General features: G+C 57.9%; 22 protein-coding genes. 14 read left to right on the forward strand and 8 right to left on the reverse strand.

Going from position 1 to position 16,844, the window contains the following annotated elements:
* The first annotated feature begins 187 nt into the window (after window positions 1–187).
* Genes F8B91_RS01530 through F8B91_RS01540 form a run of 3 tightly spaced genes read left to right on the forward strand, consistent with a single transcriptional unit; the run spans window position 188 to window position 1,771 of the window.
* Complete coding sequence (locus F8B91_RS01530; RefSeq protein WP_196501957.1) at window positions 188–391, forward strand: CbtB domain-containing protein; 204 nt, start codon at window positions 188–190, stop codon at window positions 389–391.
* An 18-nt stretch (window positions 392–409) separates the two neighbouring features.
* Window positions 410–1,159: a CbtA family protein gene (locus tag F8B91_RS01535; RefSeq protein WP_196501958.1), complete on the forward strand. Its 750-nt coding sequence runs from the start codon at window positions 410–412 to the stop codon at window positions 1,157–1,159.
* A gap of 6 nt (window positions 1,160–1,165) precedes the next feature.
* Window positions 1,166–1,771 carry a hypothetical protein gene (locus F8B91_RS01540; RefSeq protein WP_196501959.1) on the forward strand — a complete coding sequence of 202 codons (606 nt, stop codon included), beginning with the start codon at window positions 1,166–1,168 and terminating at the stop codon, window positions 1,769–1,771.
* Here F8B91_RS01540 and F8B91_RS01545 read toward each other — a convergent pair.
* Entirely contained in the window at window positions 1,743–2,318 is a 576-nt protein-coding gene (locus F8B91_RS01545; protein ID WP_196501960.1) for a DUF922 domain-containing protein, read from the reverse strand. The two genes, F8B91_RS01540 and F8B91_RS01545, sit on opposite strands and share 29 nt — an antisense overlap.
* 46 nt (window positions 2,319–2,364) lie before the next feature.
* On the opposite strand from F8B91_RS01545, the gene F8B91_RS01550 reads away from it, so the two are divergent.
* Window positions 2,365–2,601, forward strand: coding sequence for a cold-shock protein (locus F8B91_RS01550; protein WP_196501961.1), 237 nt, complete (start codon window positions 2,365–2,367; stop codon window positions 2,599–2,601).
* A complete protein-coding gene (locus tag F8B91_RS01555; RefSeq protein WP_196501962.1) occupies window positions 2,602–3,312 on the forward strand; it encodes a type 1 glutamine amidotransferase in 711 nt (236 codons plus the stop codon). It abuts the gene before it with no gap.
* On the opposite strand, the gene prmB is transcribed toward F8B91_RS01555, so the two are convergent.
* Window positions 3,309–4,178 carry a 50S ribosomal protein L3 N(5)-glutamine methyltransferase gene (gene prmB / locus F8B91_RS01560; protein ID WP_196501963.1) on the reverse strand — a complete coding sequence of 290 codons (870 nt, stop codon included), beginning with the start codon at window positions 4,176–4,178 and terminating at the stop codon, window positions 3,309–3,311. The two genes, F8B91_RS01555 and prmB, sit on opposite strands and share 4 nt — an antisense overlap.
* 77 nt (window positions 4,179–4,255) lie before the next feature.
* On the opposite strand from prmB, the gene F8B91_RS01565 reads away from it, so the two are divergent.
* The gene (locus tag F8B91_RS01565; protein WP_196501964.1) at window positions 4,256–4,900 is read left to right on the forward strand and encodes an MBL fold metallo-hydrolase; all 645 of its coding nucleotides are present in this window, start codon (window positions 4,256–4,258) and stop codon (window positions 4,898–4,900) included.
* Between the two features lie 46 nt (window positions 4,901–4,946).
* Here the strand turns inward: F8B91_RS01565 and F8B91_RS01570 are convergent, their stop codons facing one another.
* A complete protein-coding gene (locus F8B91_RS01570) occupies window positions 4,947–5,201 on the reverse strand; it encodes a GlsB/YeaQ/YmgE family stress response membrane protein (RefSeq protein WP_196501965.1) in 255 nt (84 codons plus the stop codon).
* 150 nt (window positions 5,202–5,351) lie between these two features.
* Between F8B91_RS01570 and F8B91_RS01575 the strand changes: the two genes are divergently transcribed.
* Window positions 5,352–5,801 carry a YidB family protein gene (locus F8B91_RS01575; protein WP_196501966.1) on the forward strand — a complete coding sequence of 150 codons (450 nt, stop codon included), beginning with the start codon at window positions 5,352–5,354 and terminating at the stop codon, window positions 5,799–5,801.
* Window positions 5,802–5,857: 56 nt separating this feature from the next.
* Here F8B91_RS01575 and F8B91_RS01580 read toward each other — a convergent pair whose 3' ends face one another.
* Together F8B91_RS01580 and F8B91_RS01585 are read right to left on the reverse strand one after the other, a co-directional pair.
* Window positions 5,858–6,286, reverse strand: coding sequence for a hypothetical protein (locus F8B91_RS01580; protein WP_196501967.1), 429 nt, complete (start codon window positions 6,284–6,286; stop codon window positions 5,858–5,860).
* Between the two features lie 59 nt (window positions 6,287–6,345).
* Window positions 6,346–6,963, reverse strand: coding sequence for a L,D-transpeptidase (locus F8B91_RS01585; protein WP_196501968.1), 618 nt, complete (start codon window positions 6,961–6,963; stop codon window positions 6,346–6,348).
* On the opposite strand from F8B91_RS01585, the gene F8B91_RS01590 reads away from it, so the two are divergent.
* A complete protein-coding gene (locus tag F8B91_RS01590) occupies window positions 6,947–7,111 on the forward strand; it encodes a hypothetical protein (protein ID WP_196501969.1) in 165 nt (54 codons plus the stop codon). The two genes, F8B91_RS01585 and F8B91_RS01590, sit on opposite strands and share 17 nt — an antisense overlap.
* A gap of 33 nt (window positions 7,112–7,144) precedes the next feature.
* Here the strand turns inward: F8B91_RS01590 and F8B91_RS01595 are convergent, their stop codons facing one another.
* Window positions 7,145–7,573: a DUF995 domain-containing protein gene (locus F8B91_RS01595; protein WP_196501970.1), complete on the reverse strand. Its 429-nt coding sequence runs from the start codon at window positions 7,571–7,573 to the stop codon at window positions 7,145–7,147.
* A gap of 383 nt (window positions 7,574–7,956) precedes the next feature.
* Between F8B91_RS01595 and F8B91_RS01600 the strand changes: the two genes are divergently transcribed.
* The gene (locus F8B91_RS01600; RefSeq protein WP_196501971.1) at window positions 7,957–8,808 is read left to right on the forward strand and encodes a 23S rRNA (adenine(2030)-N(6))-methyltransferase RlmJ; all 852 of its coding nucleotides are present in this window, start codon (window positions 7,957–7,959) and stop codon (window positions 8,806–8,808) included.
* On the opposite strand, the gene F8B91_RS01605 is transcribed toward F8B91_RS01600, so the two are convergent.
* Window positions 8,805–9,365: a tetratricopeptide repeat protein gene (locus F8B91_RS01605; protein ID WP_196501972.1), complete on the reverse strand. Its 561-nt coding sequence runs from the start codon at window positions 9,363–9,365 to the stop codon at window positions 8,805–8,807. The two genes, F8B91_RS01600 and F8B91_RS01605, sit on opposite strands and share 4 nt — an antisense overlap.
* A gap of 163 nt (window positions 9,366–9,528) precedes the next feature.
* Here F8B91_RS01605 and F8B91_RS01610 point away from each other — a divergent pair, with 163 nt between their 5' ends.
* Window positions 9,529–9,894 carry a hypothetical protein gene (locus F8B91_RS01610; protein ID WP_196501973.1) on the forward strand — a complete coding sequence of 122 codons (366 nt, stop codon included), beginning with the start codon at window positions 9,529–9,531 and terminating at the stop codon, window positions 9,892–9,894.
* On the opposite strand, the gene F8B91_RS01615 is transcribed toward F8B91_RS01610, so the two are convergent.
* Window positions 9,891–10,922 (reverse strand): FAD-dependent monooxygenase, encoded by a 1,032-nt coding sequence (locus F8B91_RS01615; protein WP_196501974.1) that lies wholly within the window; start codon window positions 10,920–10,922, stop codon window positions 9,891–9,893. The genes F8B91_RS01610 and F8B91_RS01615 overlap by 4 nt on opposite strands.
* Window positions 10,923–11,022: 100 nt before the next feature.
* Here F8B91_RS01615 and F8B91_RS01620 point away from each other — a divergent pair, with 100 nt between their 5' ends.
* From F8B91_RS01620 to F8B91_RS01635, 4 genes are all read left to right on the forward strand, one after another.
* Entirely contained in the window at window positions 11,023–12,225 is a 1,203-nt protein-coding gene (locus F8B91_RS01620; protein WP_196501975.1) for a pyridoxal phosphate-dependent aminotransferase, read from the forward strand.
* A gap of 19 nt (window positions 12,226–12,244) precedes the next feature.
* Complete coding sequence (locus F8B91_RS01625; RefSeq protein ID WP_196501976.1) at window positions 12,245–12,742, forward strand: DUF1993 domain-containing protein; 498 nt, start codon at window positions 12,245–12,247, stop codon at window positions 12,740–12,742.
* A 6-nt stretch (window positions 12,743–12,748) separates the two neighbouring features.
* Entirely contained in the window at window positions 12,749–13,348 is a 600-nt protein-coding gene (locus F8B91_RS01630) for a LysE family transporter (protein WP_196501977.1), read from the forward strand.
* A gap of 289 nt (window positions 13,349–13,637) precedes the next feature.
* Complete coding sequence (locus F8B91_RS01635; RefSeq protein WP_196501978.1) at window positions 13,638–16,820, forward strand: autotransporter domain-containing protein; 3,183 nt, start codon at window positions 13,638–13,640, stop codon at window positions 16,818–16,820.
* The last annotated feature ends 24 nt before the right edge of the window (window positions 16,821–16,844 follow it).

Consider the following 16,844-nt stretch of genomic DNA (forward strand, 5'->3'; position numbering starts at 1 on the left):
TCTACCGCAGGTCCTGCTTGATTGACAGGGCAGGAGCGCCTACGATGGCAATTGCATGAAGGGCGAAGCCGGAAAAATCCGCACGGTCGCGCCACTGTAAAACCAGGATGCTCGAAGGGCACTGGAAGTCAGACCGCCTTTGATGCGACGATCAATTTAACGGGACGCTGAATCCCAGGAGAATTCCATGTCTAATATTTCCATCGTTGAAGGCCTTCGCCCCATTCCGGTGAAGGACATCCTTCCCTGGGCGATTTTCGCCGGGCTGATCTGCTTGCTGGGACTGTATTTCGTCGGCACCGAGGAAGGCGCCATGGCGATCTTCAACGGCATGTATGTGCACGAATTCGTGCATGACGGCCGCCACCTTCTCGGCTTCCCCTGCCACTAAGCAGAAGAGATCATCATCATGGTTGGGAAATTGCTGTTGCGCGGCATGCTCGTGGGCATTGCTGCGGGAATTCTCGCATTCATTTTTGCGCATATATTTGGTGAGCCGATGGTCGACAAGGCCATCGCCTTTGAAGAGGCCGCGTCACAAGCCGCCGGTGAAGCGGCTGAGCCTGAACTGGTCAGCCGCGCTGTTCAATCCACCATTGGCCTGGCCACTGGTGTGCTGGTTTACGGCGCAGCACTGGGCGGCATTTTTTCGCTGGTCTTTGCCTATGTCTATGGCCGCATCGGCGCACTGAGCCCGCGTGCCACTTCCGCCGTCTTGGCGGTGCTGGGTTTCATTGCAGTGATTGCCGCGCCCTTCGTCAAATATCCAGCCAGCCCGCCGGCCACCAGCAGCGGTGAAACCATTGCCGTGCGGACTGAGCTTTTCATGGTGATGATCGTGGCTTCTGTTGCAGCGATGATTATCGCGGTCAATGTGGCGCGCCGGCTGATCGCCACGCGCGGCAGCTGGAACGCATCGATTATCGGCGGCCTGGTCTTCGTGGTGCTGCTGAGCGTGGTTGGTTACCTGCTGCCCGCCGTCAATGAAGTGCCGGAGAACTTCTCGGCTGTTGTCATGTGGCAGTTCCGCGTGGCGTCTATCGGCATTCAGCTGGTGATCTGGACGGTGATCGGGCTTGGATTTGGCTGGCTGGTGGAAGGCGAACTTGCCGGTTCAAAGCCACAGGCCAAGGTTCAAGGCCGCACGGCCAAGGCCTGATTTCTGATGAACAAGCTTTTGGCCGCAGCTTTTATCGCTGCGGCCTTTTTCATTTCCAACGCCGACGCACATGGCAAGCGTAGTGGCCCATTGCCGCCGGGCATTTCCATACCAGCGCTCACCCACGGCCAAATGGCTGTTGTCGTCAATTACCGCGCTGCCATTCTCGATCTGGCGAACCAGCAAAGTGCAACTGACGAGACGTTCCGCCGGTTGATGAATTACGGGAACATCCAGGCCACCTATTGCTTGTGGGGCGCAGTGCCGGGCAGCCTGACGGACGAGGCAAGCCCGTTCAATGAATGCGCCCATGCGTATCTGGCGGCGACAAAGGCGCTGCTGCAGCACATGACCGGCATGGCAAGTGCGGCAGATTCTGCCACGGTGCTGATCACCCAAATGGACGGCGAAATGTTTGCGCGCGGGGCGTCCTGGCAATTATGTGAGTTCAGCGCCGAGCCGTTCAGCACCGGGGCTTTCATCATGCCGCATCTGGCCGATGTGTTCACCCACTGGCCCAGCTTCGTGACTTTCGCCGTGGTGTTTGTGCTGCTGGCGCTTGGTCTGTGGGCGCTGTTCCGGACTAGCGGCCGCCCATCGCCCGGCGGATAAAGGGCAGGTAGCGCATGCTGTTCTGCTCCCGCGCATCGAAACTCTGGTTGAGCGGGGCGCAGCGGCGTTCCACGTCACTCCAGCGGCCATTCATCTTGTCATCCAGCCCGCCGCAGCCGCCACCCACCAGATTTTGCACTGAGCTATTGAATTTTGCGGCACATCCCATCCAGATGGTGCGGTGATGTTCTTCATGGGTTTTCAGATGCTGGACAAAGGCGCGCCAGTCGCGGCGTAAAGGGGCGGGCAGAGCCGCTTCATTGCTGAGGCGTGGAAGGTGCACCTCGAAAGTCATCGCAATTCCGACCGAGGCGACTTTGCAGCCCTTCCGCTTGTCGAGCAGCGCCTTTGGCTCCATGATCACATTGGTGGTGGCCAGTGTGCGGTGCGAGCCTTTCAGCTCGCTGTTGCTGGTGATCGACCGGTAGATCGAAGCGGCATTGGAGCCGCTGATGGCGAAGTAATTGTAGGTGGTTTTCTGGGTCACGCCGGCGGAGGCTGATCCAAAACTGCAAAGCAGGAATGCGGCGGCGAGGTGTTTCAGCATGTTAGGCCCGGTTGATTTGACGCTTTGAAACAAGCTAGATGGCTGGATGGAAAAGGCAAGGCCGGAGCGCGTGGAAGGGGTGGTCAAGTTCTTCAACAAGGAGAAGGGCTTTGGCTTCATTTCGCCAGCGCTGGGCGGCAAGGACGTGTTCGTGCATGTCTCAACCGTGCAGCGCGCGGGCCTGCCGCATCTCAATGAAGGCATGAAGCTTTCCTTCGCCACCGAAAAAGACCCGCGTGGCCGGGGGTTGCAGGCACAATCACTTCAATTATTGCAGGCTTGAATGAAGCGCGCACTTGTCATCCAGCATATGGACCATGACCATCCCGGAAGGTTTACCGACTGGTTCGCCGAGGATGGCATCGTGCCGGATTTCGTGCGGGTGTTTGCTGGCGAGGAAGTGCCTTCACTTGATCCGTACGATTTGATGTTCGTTCTGGGCGGTGAACAAGACACCTGGCAGGAAGACAAATTCCCCTATCTGGCGATGGAAAAAGCCGCCATCCGCGAGTGGGTGTGGGACAGGGCGAAACCGTATTTCGGTGTCTGCCTCGGCCATCAGCTGTTGGCCACGGCACTCGGTGGCGAAGTGGGTATGGCGGAGAAGGGTGAGGTCGGCATATTCCAAGTGGAGCTGAATGACGCGCCACAATTTGCCGGAATTTCAAAAACGCAAACCGTGATGGAATGGCACCATGCCGAAGTGAAGCGCGTGCCGCAGTCTGGCACGGTGCTGGCCTCATCGCCGCTATGTGCCGTGCAATCGCTGGGTATCGACAATCATGCACTGTCCACGCAGTTCCATTGTGAATTCTCACCGCAGACGGTGGCTGGCTGGTCTTCATTGCCGAATTATGTGGCCGCACTTGAGCGTCAAAATGGGGCAGGGGCTTACACGCGGCTGAAGGAAGAATGCTTCCCGCTGATGCCGGAGATGGCGAAGAACACCCGCATCGTGTGGGAGAACTTCAAGAAGCTTTCAGGTCTCGCCTAGAAGCGCAGGAAGAACACTTCGCCTTCTGACTCTTCTGAATCCAGCCAGAAGAAATTGAGATCAGGAAAATCCGCTTCCAGAATTTCGCCGCCGGTGCCCACTTCGCACAGCAAGCCGCCGCCCGCGTTCAAATGGCGCGGTGCTTCGAGGATGATCCGGCGCACGAGATCAAAACCATCCTCGCCGCCCAGATGCGCCATCTGCGGTTCGGCTGCATATTCCGGCGGAAAGGCATCCACCTCGGCCTTCGCCACATAGGGCGGATTGGAAATGATGAAATCAAATTTCGTCTTGCCGAGCGCCTTGAACAGATCGCCCTGATGCAGGGTGATCCGATCTTCCAGATCATGCTCCTTCACATTGATGGCGGCGACGGCAAGCGCATCCTTGGACAGATCAGCCGCATGGATTTCCGCATTGGGAAATTGTGCCGCTGCCAGAATGGCGAGGCAGCCTGAACCCGTGCACAGATCAAGCACGCTTTCTGCCGCATGGAAATCCACTTCCAGATCGGTGAGCAGGCCCTTGGCCATCATCTCGCCGATATAGGAACGGGGGATGATCACGCGCTCGTCGACATAGAAGGGAATGCCCTGCATGTAAGTGCGCTTGACCAGATAGGCAGCGGGCTTCCTCGTGGTGATGCGGGTTTCGATCAGCGCCAGAAGCTCCTGCAACTCTGCCTTGGTCAGGTGTGCTTCAAGCCACGGGTTGATGTCATCCACGGGCAGTTTCAGAGATTCCAGAATGAGGAATGCTGCTTCGTCCAGCGCATTGGTTGCGCCATGGCCATGGGCCAGGCCCGCCTTGTTGAAACGGGTGACGGCATAGCGCAGCACATCGCGGATGGTGATCAGATTATCCATTGGATTTCGATAGCTGACTTGCACAAATGAGGGAAGGGCGGGTTTGACGCTGCGCTTGGCACCACCTATTTAGAGGCATGGCCAAGCTCCAAATCCTGATTGTTCCCGTCACCCCTTTTCAGCAGAATGCGTCCATCGTCTTTGATGATGAGACCAAGCAGGGCGCTGTGGTTGATCCGGGGGGTGATCTTGACAGGATCGAAGATGCGATCAAGCAGTCGGGTGCCAAGATTGAAAAGATTTTGCTGACCCATGGTCATATTGATCATGCCGGCGGTGCTGCCGATCTGGCCGCCAAATTGAAAGTGCCAGTGATCGGCCCGCATGAAGCCGACAAGCCGGTGCTCGACAATATTCCAAATCGCGCGGCGCAGTTCGGCATGGCGGATGCAAAATCGGTCACGCCGGATCAATGGTTGAACGAGGGCGATGTTGTAAAAGTTGGCGGGTTGTCATTCAGTGTGCTTCATGCGCCGGGGCATTCGCCCGGTTCAGTAGTGCTGTTCAATGCTGAAAACAAATTCGCGCTGATGGGTGATGTGTTATTCGAAGGTTCTGTTGGTCGCACCGATTTACCGGGTGGCAGTCATGAAACCCTGATCAACGCAATCAAGACGAAGATCCTGCCGCTCGGCGATGATGTGCAATTCCTGCCCGGCCACGGCAACCCGAGTGATATTGGCCGCGAACGGCAGACCAATCCGTATCTCTTAGAGAAATAAAAAAGCCCCGGATCATCCGGGGCTTTCCTTTAAGTCCGTAGATTGATCAGGCGCGCGGTTTGAAAACCATGCCGTAGATCACCAGCAGGATGATGGCGCCGAGGATTGACGCGATCCAGCCGGCGGGCTGGCCTTCCTGATACCAGCCGATGGCCTGGCCGATATAGCTGGCGGCGAACGAGCCGACGATGCCGAGAATGGCGGTGAGAATGAAGCCCTGTGGCTCATTCTTGCCGGGCATGAGGAACTTGGCGATCACGCCGACGACAAGACCGAAAATGATGGTGGTGATGATACCCATGGAAACCCCCTGGAATGGTGTTGTTGATTAGTGCCGCATTCTTAACAGTAATCCACCCGGCTGCAAAGCTGTTGAATTGCGTTGACCTCATCTTGAAATCGTCACAAGCGTTCCCATAATAGCATCCGCCAACATGAAAGGATATTCACCATGGCCAACAACAATATGCCTTCCCTCGCAGCGCTCCTGGGCTTGGTCGCTGTCGCTGGCTATCAGAACCGCGACAAGATCTCGGACTTCGTGAAGAACATGAGCGGCGGTGGCAGCGTAGCTGACGCATTGCCGGGCGGCCTCGGCAGCGCCCTCGGCTCTGCTGCATCGAGCGTTGCCGTTCCCGGTGGTATCGCCGGTGCCCTCGGCGGTTTGCTCAATCACATGAAGGACAAGGGTGCCGGCGATGTGGCTGGTTCCTGGGTGGGCACGGGCAGCAACCTGCCGATTACTGGTGACCAGCTTTCGAATGTTCTCGGCCCTGATCTGGTGAGCAAGATCGCCGCTTCAACGGGCCTGTCGCCGGACCAGATCGTGGGGCAGCTCTCGCAGGTTCTGCCGCAGGTGGTTGATCACCTCACGCCGCATGGCAAGGTTCCGAACGCTTAAGCATTCGCAATTGAATGCAGAAAGCCGGTGGGCATGTTCCGCCGGCTTTTTTGTTTTCAGATTTTCATTTCGACGAGGCGGGTATTGGCGGCGAAGAAAGCATCGCCTGTGTCCTTGAACACGCCGCATTCCATCGGGGCTGACGCACCGAAGCTCTCGCAATATTGGCCGCCGCTCGCCATCCAGCGGCCGGTGGTCTGGCCCTTCTGGTCGTCGGTGATGGTGAGGCTGCCATCCGCGTTATAGATCACGAAGCCCGATGCACCCTTCCTCGTATATTGGAAGGTCTTGCCCACCACGGCGGGCGCAATTTGATCGGGCGTGAGGTCGTGGATGGGTGTTGCCACTTTGGACGGGATGGCGGACGTGCCACCATTGACGATGCGCACGCCCTGCGGGCTGCTCGAGCAGGCGGCAAGGCCTGCCAACAGCCACAGGCACAGGGCATGATTCAGGGCCGCTTTGGTCAGCGTCGTGGCGTTCATGCCCCGGCGTTTGCCATAGGCCGAGGGTTGAAGGCAAGGGCGCGGAGAATGAACAATTGTTAGTTTCCGGCGGCACTCTGCTGTGAAGGCAGCACCCTGACATGAGAGCCCACGGGAACGCGGTCAAACAGGTCAGCCACGTTCTCATTCAGCATGCGGATACAGCCGGATGACATGGACTTGCCAATGGAAGAGGGCTCGTTGGTCCCGTGGATGCGGTACAGCGTGTCCTGGCCGTTGGCGAAGAGGTAAAGGGCGCGCGCGCCCAAGGGGTTGGTTGGACCACCGGGCATGCCATTGGCCCATTTGCGGGCGTTGGCGTCACGCTCCACCATGCTTTCCGGCGGCAGCCAGCGCGGCCAGCGGCGTTTCATGCCGATCAGCGCATCGCCAGACCAGGCGAAGCCTTCGCGGCCCACGCCCACGCCGTAACGGATGGCTTGGTCGCCTCCCAGCATGAAGTACAGGAAGTGATTATCAGGATCGATCACGATGGCACCGGCCGGGTTGCTGACACCAATCGTCACCTGCTGGGCGCGGAATTGCGGCGCGAGGTTGCTCTCATAGGACGAGATCGGAAAATCTGTGTCAGATTCCGGCGGCGGTATCAGATTGGGATCGCGGGTGAAGTCAACGCCGCCATAAAGCGGGTGTGCGGCCATGGCAGCCGAAGGCATCAATGCAACGCCAGCGCCAATTGCGAAAAATGTTCTGCGGGAAATCATCTTTATGCCCTCCGGCTCTTTGGCCTTCACATCAGAAGGCCACAAGACCTGTCTTCTTAATGACGAAGATGACGGCAAGTTCCGGCGGATGAATGATTAAGTCGTGGCAGGACTGTGTCCGCCGCAAACTTCCTTATGAGGCGAGCGTAAAGTTGGCCTGGCCGACGAGATAGGCGCCGCCCGACCCAGTAATCGGCTGGCAGGTCATCGGAACGCCTTGCGGCAGGAAGGGTGCAGGCGAGAAGCTCTCGCACAGCTGGCCATCCTTGGCTTCCCAACGGCCTTGGGTGGTGCCCTTGCCGGTCACTTCGACGAGCGAGGTGCCGTCGGAAGCATAGAGCGTTACGCCCGAATTTTTCGGGCCTTTCCAGCGCCAGCTCTTGCCGGAGAGGAGGGATTTGATCTGGCCTGAAGTCAGCCCGCCTGCATTCTGCATGGGCGGATTTACGGGAGCGAGATTAGGGGCAGCGGTCGTGTCGCTGCTCGAATCCTTGAATACGTTCATGCTGGCGCAGCCGCTCAGAATACCTGCCGCCACAACCAGTCCAACGTATTTGGTCAAATGCATCATCTCGAAACGTTCCCCGAAAACATCCGGCACATGAGCCCGAATACAGGCAAGATTATGGTTTCTTGCTTCTGAGGGGCAAGTTAGCAGTTCGCACCCCCTGGACGCAATCAGGAGCTGTACAGCCGGCCATAGCTTCGACCGTTGTGGAGTTTTGACCCGCAATGGCCGTCTGATCTGCCAACTGGAAAGTGCCGGCAGCCGTGCTGCCGAAGACCGGGCCAGCTTTTTCCGCCGATGCCAGATTTGTCATCAGGGTCAAAAACGCAGCAATAGTCACGGTCACACGCATGGCCCTAACATGAACACAAGTGGTTGCCGTTTGGTTAACCGGCTGTGCCATTGACCGGGCCTTGGGCTTGCGGTTAAGCGCTCTGATGAATTACCGCCACGCCTTTCACGCGGGGAACCATGCCGATGTGCTGAAACATGCGGTGCTGGCCCGGGTGGTCGAATATCTTGCTTTGAAGGACAAGCCCTTCGCGGCCCTTGATGCACATGCCGGGATCGGCGCCTATGACTTGCAAAGCGTGGAGGCGGGAAAGACCGGTGAATGGCAAACCGGCATCGGACTGATGGCCGAGCCTTTCGATCCGGCGGTAGAGGCGATGCTGGCCGCTTACCGCAAGGCGGTGGCGGCGATGAACCCTTCAGGCGCGCTGCGCTATTACCCCGGTTCGCCGGAGCTGATCCTTCAGGGCATGCGCGGCGGAGACAGGCTGATTGCCAATGAACTTCATCCCTCCGACGCTGCTACTTTGGAAGAGAACTACCGCAGCGACCGCCGGCTTGAAGTCACCACGCTTGATGCTCTGCAGGCGGTGAAGTCTCAGTTGCCATTGCGCGAGAAGCGAGGGCTGGTTCTGATTGATCCGCCTTACGAGGAAAGGGATGAGGCGGAAAAGGTCGTCCAGATGCTGGCGCAGGGCCAGCGGCGCTTTGCGGGCGGTATTTTCATCATCTGGTATCCGGTGACGACAGAAGCCTTCGTGGACCGACTTCTCGATGGCATTCATGCCACCGGGATTGGCAATATCCTGAAAGCCGAATTGCGGGTGAAAAACACCCACGAGGCCAGCGGGCTTTCGGGCTCAGGGCTTCTCATCCTCAATCCACCTTTCGTGCTTGAGGATGAGCTGCGCGCGTTGCTGCCCGCACTTGCCATACGTCTCGGTGTTGCAGGGCTGGGGCGCCAGGATGTGTCCTGGCTCACCCCGAAGAAAGGTTAGATCCCGGTATCGATGGCCTTTGCGAGGTCTTTGTATTCCTCAGAACCGGTGCCGGAGATTTTGCGAATTTCATCCAACTGCACTTTGGCGAGGTCAATCTTGCCTTGGGCCACCAGGCCTTCGCCAAGATATTCCCGCGCACGGATAAATTTGGGATCCAGCGCCAGAGCCTGGTCGTAATAGGCAAAGCCCACTTCGAAACGGCCGGCCTTGCGGTTGGAATAACCAAGCATGGTCAGCACATCGGCATTGTTCTGGTTCTTGATGGAAGAGAGAACCTCAATGGCCCAGTCATACTCGCCGGCTTTGGCCAGCACCCAGCCCTGATGGTAGAGATCGCGGTCATCCAGGTTGCTGCCCATGACTTTGACACAGATGGTTTTCTTCTTGCCCATCTTCATGACCACCTTGGCCACCTGGCCGGGTTTGCATTTCATCGGTGATACTTTGGGCGGGGGAGGCGTTGTATCGGTACCGGTGCTGCCGCCGCCTCCGGCGGCCAAGACCGGGGTTGCCATGAGGGAAAAAGCGAGCATTGCAGAAAAGCGCATAGACATGTTGGTGATCCTCCATATGAATGGGATACGGAGTGTTGTAAGGTTTATTCCTGCCCTGTCACATGAATTCTGAGTGAACGCAGCATTCAGGGCAGGATCATGGCACCTGACGTATTCCAACCCCATGGATCCAATCTGGATCGCTTAACAAATGGAGGTTACCATGAATACCAAGATCGCTCTCATCTCTGCTCTCGCTCCCGTCTCAATCGCCCTGGCATTCACCTTCGCCGCTCCGGCGCAGGCGAAGTCGCTCTCGGATGCCTGTTATTCGGGCTCCAAGGCCAAGACTGTTTCCTGCTGCAACGCCTGGGTCAAAAACAACGGCTTGCCAATCTGGATGGGCGGCCAGAACAGCTGCCAAGCTGCAGCTGGCTGCATTGGCGGTGGCAAGCAACAGTTTGCGACCCGCGCTGCAGTAGTGATCAAGAAAAAGTGCTATATTGCGATAATTGACACGAACAATCCCAACGATGACAACACTCCCCCAGCATCGCGCGGCCGTGGCAATGGCAACGGTAAGCGCTAATAAATCCAATCCAGCCGCTTGAGAAAGCTGCTGGCACTGGTTCTGCGGATCACCTGATCGCGGATGAATGCTGCAGGGCCGGAGAGATGATAAATCTGCCCGGCCTTCAGTGTTTCACGGTGCAAGCGCAGGCAGCGTGTACGCCGCGCGGCCCAGTCCTGCACGCTGACCAGTGCAGCCGCATCTTCCAGCGCCATGGCCGCACCTTGTGCCAGGAAGGGCAGGGTGCCATGGGCGGCATCGCCGATCAGTGTGATGTTGTCCTTCTGCCATGAAGGCAGAGGCGGCACATAAGCGCCCGGCCACTCGCGCCATGGCGCGGCTAGCGCCAAGCGATTTTGTAATTCACTGCTGACCGAAGCGAAATGTTGTTCTGGGCGTTGGCCTTGGGTCACAGAAACGAGATTGAGCTTTTTCTCTTGGCCCACCGGGTAGTGCACGACATGGCCGCCGGGATAGAGCCAGAGATTGACGCAATCCAAACCTGCGCCAGATTTCGGCATCGGCACAAGCGCGCGGAAAATTAGGTCAGGCACAGGCTGCGCTTCACTGCCGGGGAACAGCTTGGCGCGCGTGAGTGAGCGCACGCCATCGGCGGCAATCACTTGGCCCTGCAGGGCAGTTGCATCAATTTCTGCACCGAGGCGGATTTCAATACCGCCCATTCCGCGCGCCACTGTGACCAGCGCGTTGTGAAGATCGGCACGATGCGCAACGCGGTAAGGTTGGCCAAAGCGGCGCTCGAAGGCGGCGCCCAGTTCCACCTCTTTCAGCAGCCGGCCGGATTTTCCATTGAGGATGCGAATCGCCGGTGGTGCGTAAGTGATAGGTTCCACCGTGTCCCAGGCACCGAGGGCCTGCAGGGCGCGCACGGCATTGGGGCCGAGCTGCAGACCAGCGCCGATTTCCTCGAATTTTGCGGCACGCTCGTAGAGGATAACGGATTTACCCGCCCGGGCGAGGCCAATGGCCGCCGCCAGACCCGCTATTCCCGCCCCTACAATCGATACATTCGGCCCTTTACCCATCGTTCCAGCATGCCATGTTTCAAACGCGAATTCCCATGCCGCAATGAGGCTTGCGACTTTTTTGCGCAAGGCTTACAGACCCCGCAAAAGAGGAAAGATCATGGGTTTCATTTCAGATTCACTGAACCGCATTCAGCCGTCCGCGACGATTGCCATTTCCACCAAGGCCCTGACCATGCAGGCCGAAGGCAAAAACGTAATCGGCCTTGCAGCTGGTGAGCCTGACTTCGAAACGCCGCGCAATGTGAAGGACGCGGCGATCAAGGCGATCAATGACGGGAAAACACGCTACACTGCGGTGGACGGCATTCCGCAGCTCAAGCAAGCCATCGTGGACAAGTTCAAGCGCGAGAACGGCCTGGACTACAAGCTCAGCCAAGTCTCTGTCGGGACTGGTGGAAAGCAAGTCCTTTTCAACGCTTTGCTGGCCACTGTGAATCCGGGAGATGAAGTGATTGTGCCGGCCCCCTACTGGGTCAGCTATCCTGATATCGTCATGCTGGCAGGCGGCACGCCGGTCATTGTGCAGGGCGATCCGGCCAAGGGTTTCAAGCTGCAGGCTGATGCGCTGGAGAAGGCGATTACACCGAAGACCAAGTGGCTGATCCTCAACTCGCCGTCAAACCCCACGGGTGCGGCCTACAGCCGTTCCGAGATGAAGGCGATCACCGACGTCCTGCTCAAGCACCCGCATGTCTATGTCCTCACTGACGACATGTATGAGCACCTGACTTATGACGACTTCAAATTCGTCACCCCCGCCCAGGTGGAGCCCAAGCTTTATGACCGCACGCTCACCATGAATGGCGTGTCCAAGGCCTATTGCATGACCGGCTGGCGCATTGGGTATGCCGCGGGCCCGGAAGTACTGATCAAGGCGATGGGCAAGTTGCAATCGCAATCCACCTCCAACCCGTCATCCATTGCGCAATGGGCAGCGGTGGAAGCGCTGAACGGCCCGCAGGATTTCATCCCGGCCAACAACAAGGTGTTCAAGGAACGCCGTGACCTCGTCGTCTCGATGCTCAACCAGGCCAAGGGCATCAAATGCGCCACGCCAGAAGGGGCCTTCTATGTGTACCCGTCGATCGCGGCCACCATCGGCAAGACTGCCCCTTCGGGCAAAGTGATCAGCAATGACGAAGAGTTCGTATCGGAATTGCTGGCCGCTGAAGGTGTTGCTGCCGTGCATGGCGCCGCCTTCGGTACGTCACCTTATTTCCGCATCTCTTATGCCACCGCAACGCCCACGCTGGAAGACGCCTGCCAGCGCATCCAGCGCTTCTGCGCATCACTGAAATAAAAATCACAGGGAGAGAAACATGACTGCACTTTACGATCAATCCGTACCGTTCCTCATTCGCGGCCTCGAGTCGCTGTCCAAGGTTTTGAAGAAGGCCGAAGCCCAGGCCGATGAACGCAAGTGGGACAAGGATGTCATCCTTAACCTGCGCCTCGCGCCCGACATGCTGCGCCTCATCAGCCAGGTTCAGCTTGCTTCGGATTTCGGCAAGGGTGCGGGTGCGCGGCTTTCCGGCACCACCAATCCTTCGATGAAGGATGAGGAAAAGACCTTTGAAGATCTGCAGGCCCGCATTGGCAAGACGATCGATTTCCTGAAGACATTGAAGAAGGAAGATTTCGATCCCGCCCGCACAGTAACGATCAAGTTGAGCGGCAAGGATACCGATTTCGATCCGGTCACCTATTTCAACGCGGTGGCTGTTCCGCAATTCTATTTCCACGCCACCACCGCTTACAACATCCTGCGCAGCAATGGCTTTGCGCTGGGCAAGCTTGATTTCATGGGCCGCGGCTAAGGCCTCGTGACCTACGATCTCTATGTCGGTCTCTTCGTGTTCGCCGCGATCATGGCGTTCACGCCGGGGCCGAATAACACCATCCTGATGGCGAGTGGCATCGCACACGGTTTTCGTGCGACGCTGCCGGTTGTCTTCGGCGTGGCTCTCGGCTTTCCGTTCCAGGCGCTGTGCATCGGTCTTGGCCTTGGGAAGATATTTGAACTTTGGCCGGTGCTGCTCACGGTGCTGAAATATGCGGGTGCTGTCTACATGCTCTGGCTGTGCTGGAAGATTGCCACCGACAAGCCCAAGGGCGAACAGGGCGGTGAGCAGGCAAAGCCGCTGAGCTTCCTGCAGGCGATGGCCTTCCAGTGGGTGAACCCCAAAGCCTGGATCATGGCGATCACCGCGCTGACGACTTACACCATTCCTGGATTCTATTGGATCGGGTTGGCCACAGTGGTGGGCACGTTTGTGTTTACCGGCATTACGAGTGCATCAACCTGGGCCGGCTTCGGGGCAGGGCTGAAAGCGTTGCTCACCGATCCGCGCTGGTTCCGGCCAATCAATATTTCGCTTGCGCTGTTGCTGCTGGTGTCTCTGGTGCCGATGCTGCGGCATTGAAGCCGGATCAGTTCTACAATTCGTAGATGTTGTTTGGGCTCAATTCAATTAGTGTTTTAGTTTTATCTCATTATTTGACTTTGGAATTGTCAAACCGGTTGAGTGGGAAACGTATCAATGGCACAAGTGGGAAAAAATTATCGGCAGGGGTCTGATGGAGTTGGGCAGAGGCGTTTTGGCGGCATACGGGCTGTTTAGGTCTTGGTTTGCGTTCGTATTGATTTCACTTTGTTGTCTGGCGGCGCTGCCAAGCCGGGCATCGGCTTCACCGGGTTGCGATGCTTTGAACATGGGGCCTATTCCCATCGAACTTTACAATGCCAATAATGCAGGCCACCACGTATTTTGGGCCAATGGCTTTGTTACGGGTGACCAAATTAGAATTGTCAACAGTCCTTCGGCATTTATTGTCGGCGGCATTATTGGCTGGGTAGGAGGAATTTCCTTTCCCTACACATTTGCTGTCGACGTGCCGGATGACGGGATACATGGTTTCCAGGGACAAATCGCTGGTGATTACAGTCAAGGTGCGCCTGAGATTTACTGCGGCAGCGCGGCCAAGAATTTCCAATCCATCTCATTCCCACAGCCCGCCAACAAGAGAATGGGCACGGGCGACGCAACGCTTTCAGCTACGGCCAGTTCTGGCCTGACCGTCTCCTATCAAAGCAATTCAACTGGCATCTGCACCGTGAATGGCAGCAACGTCACGCTTGTTGCGACTGGCACATGCTCGATTACTGCGTCACAGGCCGGAGACGGCTCAACCAATCCAGCGCCAAATGTAACTCAGACTTTCACTGTGCTGGAAGCAATTCCAAATCCGCCCACGCTGCAATCGTATTTCAGGAGTTCGCCGCCGCTGCCCTACAATGCAGGCTCGGCATCCTCCACTCAGCTTTTTGCTGCCTTTCTCATGTTGCGAAACGAATCAACTGCTGTGTCCAACTATTATTTGGGTTCGTCGGGCACGGCCACGTCAGGCAGCACCTCAGCAGGCGGGAGTGTTAGTATCACAACAGACGGTGTCGCCTTCTACACAGCGCCAGTTGGCTATCGTGGCGGAGATTCATTTCAGGTTCGTGCCCATAATGCGGGAGGCGATTCGAGCACGGAAACTTTTAGCCTCGTTGTCGGCAATCCCACGCTCAATATTTCTCTTAATGGTGGCAGCGGAACGGCCCTGCAGCCGCTTTCAGGCGTGTCAATCCAGACGACAGGCGGCAAGGCCAGTTACAGCTGCGCCATTTCATCGGGCGCACTGCCTGCGGGCGTTTCACTCATTACCAACGATTGCACGCTGACGGGTACGCCTCAGGCCGCAGGCAACTTTAACTTCAAGGTGTCCGTCACCGATTCCTCGACTGGCACCGGGCCATTCACCCAGGAGAGCGGCACGCTGACGCTGGCCGTCGACAGCGTGGCGCAGAGCATCACGTTCACCCAGCCAGCCGATGTGACTTATGCGCCTAGCGGGACAGTCAACATGGTGGCCATGGGCGGCGCTTCCGGCAATCCGGTCACTTTCGCGTCGACTACACCCGCCGTCTGCACAACCGATTCTGGCGGCTCAGCGACGGTGACAATTGTCAAAGCTGGGCAATGTTCGATCACGGCTTCACAGGCAGGTAGCGCCAGTTATTCCGCCGCTGGTCCCGTGTCGAAGAGTTTTGCGATCAACCAAGCAACACAAACCATCAGCTTCACCTCGACTCCGCCTAACCCGGCTCTCATCGGGCGTACTTATGGAATTTCGGCCAGCGGAGGCGCGTCAGGCAATGCGGTGACCTTTGCTATCGATGCTTCCAGCGCCGGGTCGTGTACTCTTGTGGGCAGTACTGTGACATTCGCTGCCGAAGGCACGTGCAAGATCAATGCGGATCAGTTGGGCGATGATAACTATGCGGCGGCAGCCCAGATGCAGCAGACTTTCGCCGTGAGTAAGGAAGCTACGGTTCTGGTGCTCGGCGCTTCCTCTGCGACTCCGCAATTGGGCCAGCCCGTCACCTTCACAGCGACGATTACTCCCCCAGATGTGACCGGGCCTGCCGCGTTTTCCGATCCCACTGTGGTGGGTCCGCTTTGTCCCACCAGCACATTCACGGCAGGTGTGACAACATGCACCCACACATTCACGAGTGTGGGGACTCAGACAATCACTGTGACCTTTGGCGGCGATGCAAGGCATGCTTCGAGCCAGCAACAGGTGACCATCACTGTGCAGGATTCCGTCGGCCCCGCCACGCAGGCGATCGGCGGTTTCATCTCGGACCGGAGCAACCAGATCGTGTCGAACTTGTTTGACATGAGCCGCAACATTGACCGGCTGAACGATGCCCAGGGGCAAGGCGGCGGGTCCTCGGGCAACTTTGCGGATGACGGCAGGTCGGACCTGCCTGCAGGGGGCTTCGGCTTTGGCGGCAAGCCCATGGCAGGCGGAAGCGGAATGATCGTTGCGCCCTCAGCCGCCTTGGCTTCTCAGGGCGCGAACGGCATGGCTGATCTCTGGGGCCTGCAGGCGATGCTTTACAATGCCATGCAGAATGCCGGTGAGAGTGGCAGCATGGACCGCTTCAACTATACCGGCGCCTTCGACGCTTCGGTGAATGCCCATGACGGTCTTTCCGCCTCGTTCCATACATCGTTGTCGCAGCTGGCGAAGTGGCAGCAGAAGCAGGATGCTGCGCTGGGCATCGGTAGTTCGCGCGCCGGTTACTCTTCACCGCTCGATGTGTGGATGGAAGGCACCTATGCCGGCTATGACGGCGAACGCTCCGGCCAGTTTGGCCTGTTCTCGGTGGGCAGCGACTATGTGGTGAACCCCAACCTGCTGATCGGCGTGTTCACGCAAGTTGACACGATGAACCAGACCTCGAGTACCCATATGAGTGGCACAGGCTGGATGGCGGGACCCTATGCCACGGTACGCTTGAGCGACCAATTGTTCTGGCAGTCGCGTGCCGCCTGGGGGCGCTCCGGCAACAGCCTCTCCGGCTCGGGTGACTTTACCTCGACACGCTGGCTGGCCTCATCCGAGCTCGATGGCCGCTGGAACCTGTCGGAGCATCTGGTGCTGGCACCGGGCCTCAGCTTCACCTACTTCCAGGATTATACCGATGCCTACAAGGATACGTTTGGTGTCACCATTCCGGGCGTGAAGACGGAACTGGGGCAGCTCAAGTTCTCGCCCGCACTGACTTATGGCTTTGCGACGGACGGTGGCCTCTGGGTCGAGCCTTCACTCACCCCGGAACTGATCTGGAACTTCGCCTCCACCAATGTGGACGGGCTTGGTGCGTTGTCTGACACCGCCACCGGGCCCACGGGTCTGCGTGGTCGTGTGAAGGCGGGTCTTACCTTCCGCACGGAGCAGGGCGTGGCCATCTCCGCCACTGGTTCCTATGATGGCATCGGCAGCACGGGCTATTCCGCCATCGCCGCCCAGGCCCGGGTGAACGTTCCGTTGAACTAATACCGCACTGAAGACTGTCTCGGA

The organism is Aestuariivirga litoralis, from assembly GCF_015714715.1.
GTDB classification, from domain to species: Bacteria; Pseudomonadota; Alphaproteobacteria; order Rhizobiales; family Aestuariivirgaceae; genus Aestuariivirga; species Aestuariivirga litoralis_A.

Excerpts from the sequence above, each read along its gene's own strand:
- F8B91_RS01590 (WP_196501969.1), top strand. The coding sequence starts at position 6,947 with ATGGCAGCCGAAGGCATCAATGCAACGCCAGCGCCAATTGCGAAAAAT.
- F8B91_RS01635 (WP_196501978.1), top strand. The coding sequence starts at position 13,638 with ATGGGGCCTATTCCCATCGAACTTTACAATGCCAATAATGCAGGCCAC.
- F8B91_RS01615 (WP_196501974.1), bottom strand. The coding sequence starts at position 10,922 with ATGGGTAAAGGGCCGAATGTATCGATTGTAGGGGCGGGAATAGCGGGT.
- F8B91_RS01570 (WP_196501965.1), bottom strand. The coding sequence starts at position 5,201 with ATGGGTATCATCACCACCATCATTTTCGGTCTTGTCGTCGGCGTGATC.
- F8B91_RS01535 (WP_196501958.1), top strand. The coding sequence starts at position 410 with ATGGTTGGGAAATTGCTGTTGCGCGGCATGCTCGTGGGCATTGCTGCG.
- F8B91_RS01545 (WP_196501960.1), bottom strand. The coding sequence starts at position 2,318 with ATGCTGAAACACCTCGCCGCCGCATTCCTGCTTTGCAGTTTTGGATCA.
- F8B91_RS01620 (WP_196501975.1), top strand. The coding sequence starts at position 11,023 with ATGGGTTTCATTTCAGATTCACTGAACCGCATTCAGCCGTCCGCGACG.
- F8B91_RS01605 (WP_196501972.1), bottom strand. The coding sequence starts at position 9,365 with ATGTCTATGCGCTTTTCTGCAATGCTCGCTTTTTCCCTCATGGCAACC.
- F8B91_RS01585 (WP_196501968.1), bottom strand. The coding sequence starts at position 6,963 with ATGCCTTCGGCTGCCATGGCCGCACACCCGCTTTATGGCGGCGTTGAC.
- prmB (WP_196501963.1), bottom strand. The coding sequence starts at position 4,178 with ATGGATAATCTGATCACCATCCGCGATGTGCTGCGCTATGCCGTCACC.
- F8B91_RS01530 (WP_196501957.1), top strand. The coding sequence starts at position 188 with ATGTCTAATATTTCCATCGTTGAAGGCCTTCGCCCCATTCCGGTGAAG.
- F8B91_RS01610 (WP_196501973.1), top strand. The coding sequence starts at position 9,529 with ATGAATACCAAGATCGCTCTCATCTCTGCTCTCGCTCCCGTCTCAATC.
- F8B91_RS01555 (WP_196501962.1), top strand. The coding sequence starts at position 2,602 with ATGAAGCGCGCACTTGTCATCCAGCATATGGACCATGACCATCCCGGA.
- F8B91_RS01580 (WP_196501967.1), bottom strand. The coding sequence starts at position 6,286 with ATGAACGCCACGACGCTGACCAAAGCGGCCCTGAATCATGCCCTGTGC.
- F8B91_RS01565 (WP_196501964.1), top strand. The coding sequence starts at position 4,256 with ATGGCCAAGCTCCAAATCCTGATTGTTCCCGTCACCCCTTTTCAGCAG.
- F8B91_RS01625 (WP_196501976.1), top strand. The coding sequence starts at position 12,245 with ATGACTGCACTTTACGATCAATCCGTACCGTTCCTCATTCGCGGCCTC.
- F8B91_RS01540 (WP_196501959.1), top strand. The coding sequence starts at position 1,166 with ATGAACAAGCTTTTGGCCGCAGCTTTTATCGCTGCGGCCTTTTTCATT.
- F8B91_RS01600 (WP_196501971.1), top strand. The coding sequence starts at position 7,957 with ATGAATTACCGCCACGCCTTTCACGCGGGGAACCATGCCGATGTGCTG.
- F8B91_RS01575 (WP_196501966.1), top strand. The coding sequence starts at position 5,352 with ATGGCCAACAACAATATGCCTTCCCTCGCAGCGCTCCTGGGCTTGGTC.
- F8B91_RS01550 (WP_196501961.1), top strand. The coding sequence starts at position 2,365 with ATGGAAAAGGCAAGGCCGGAGCGCGTGGAAGGGGTGGTCAAGTTCTTC.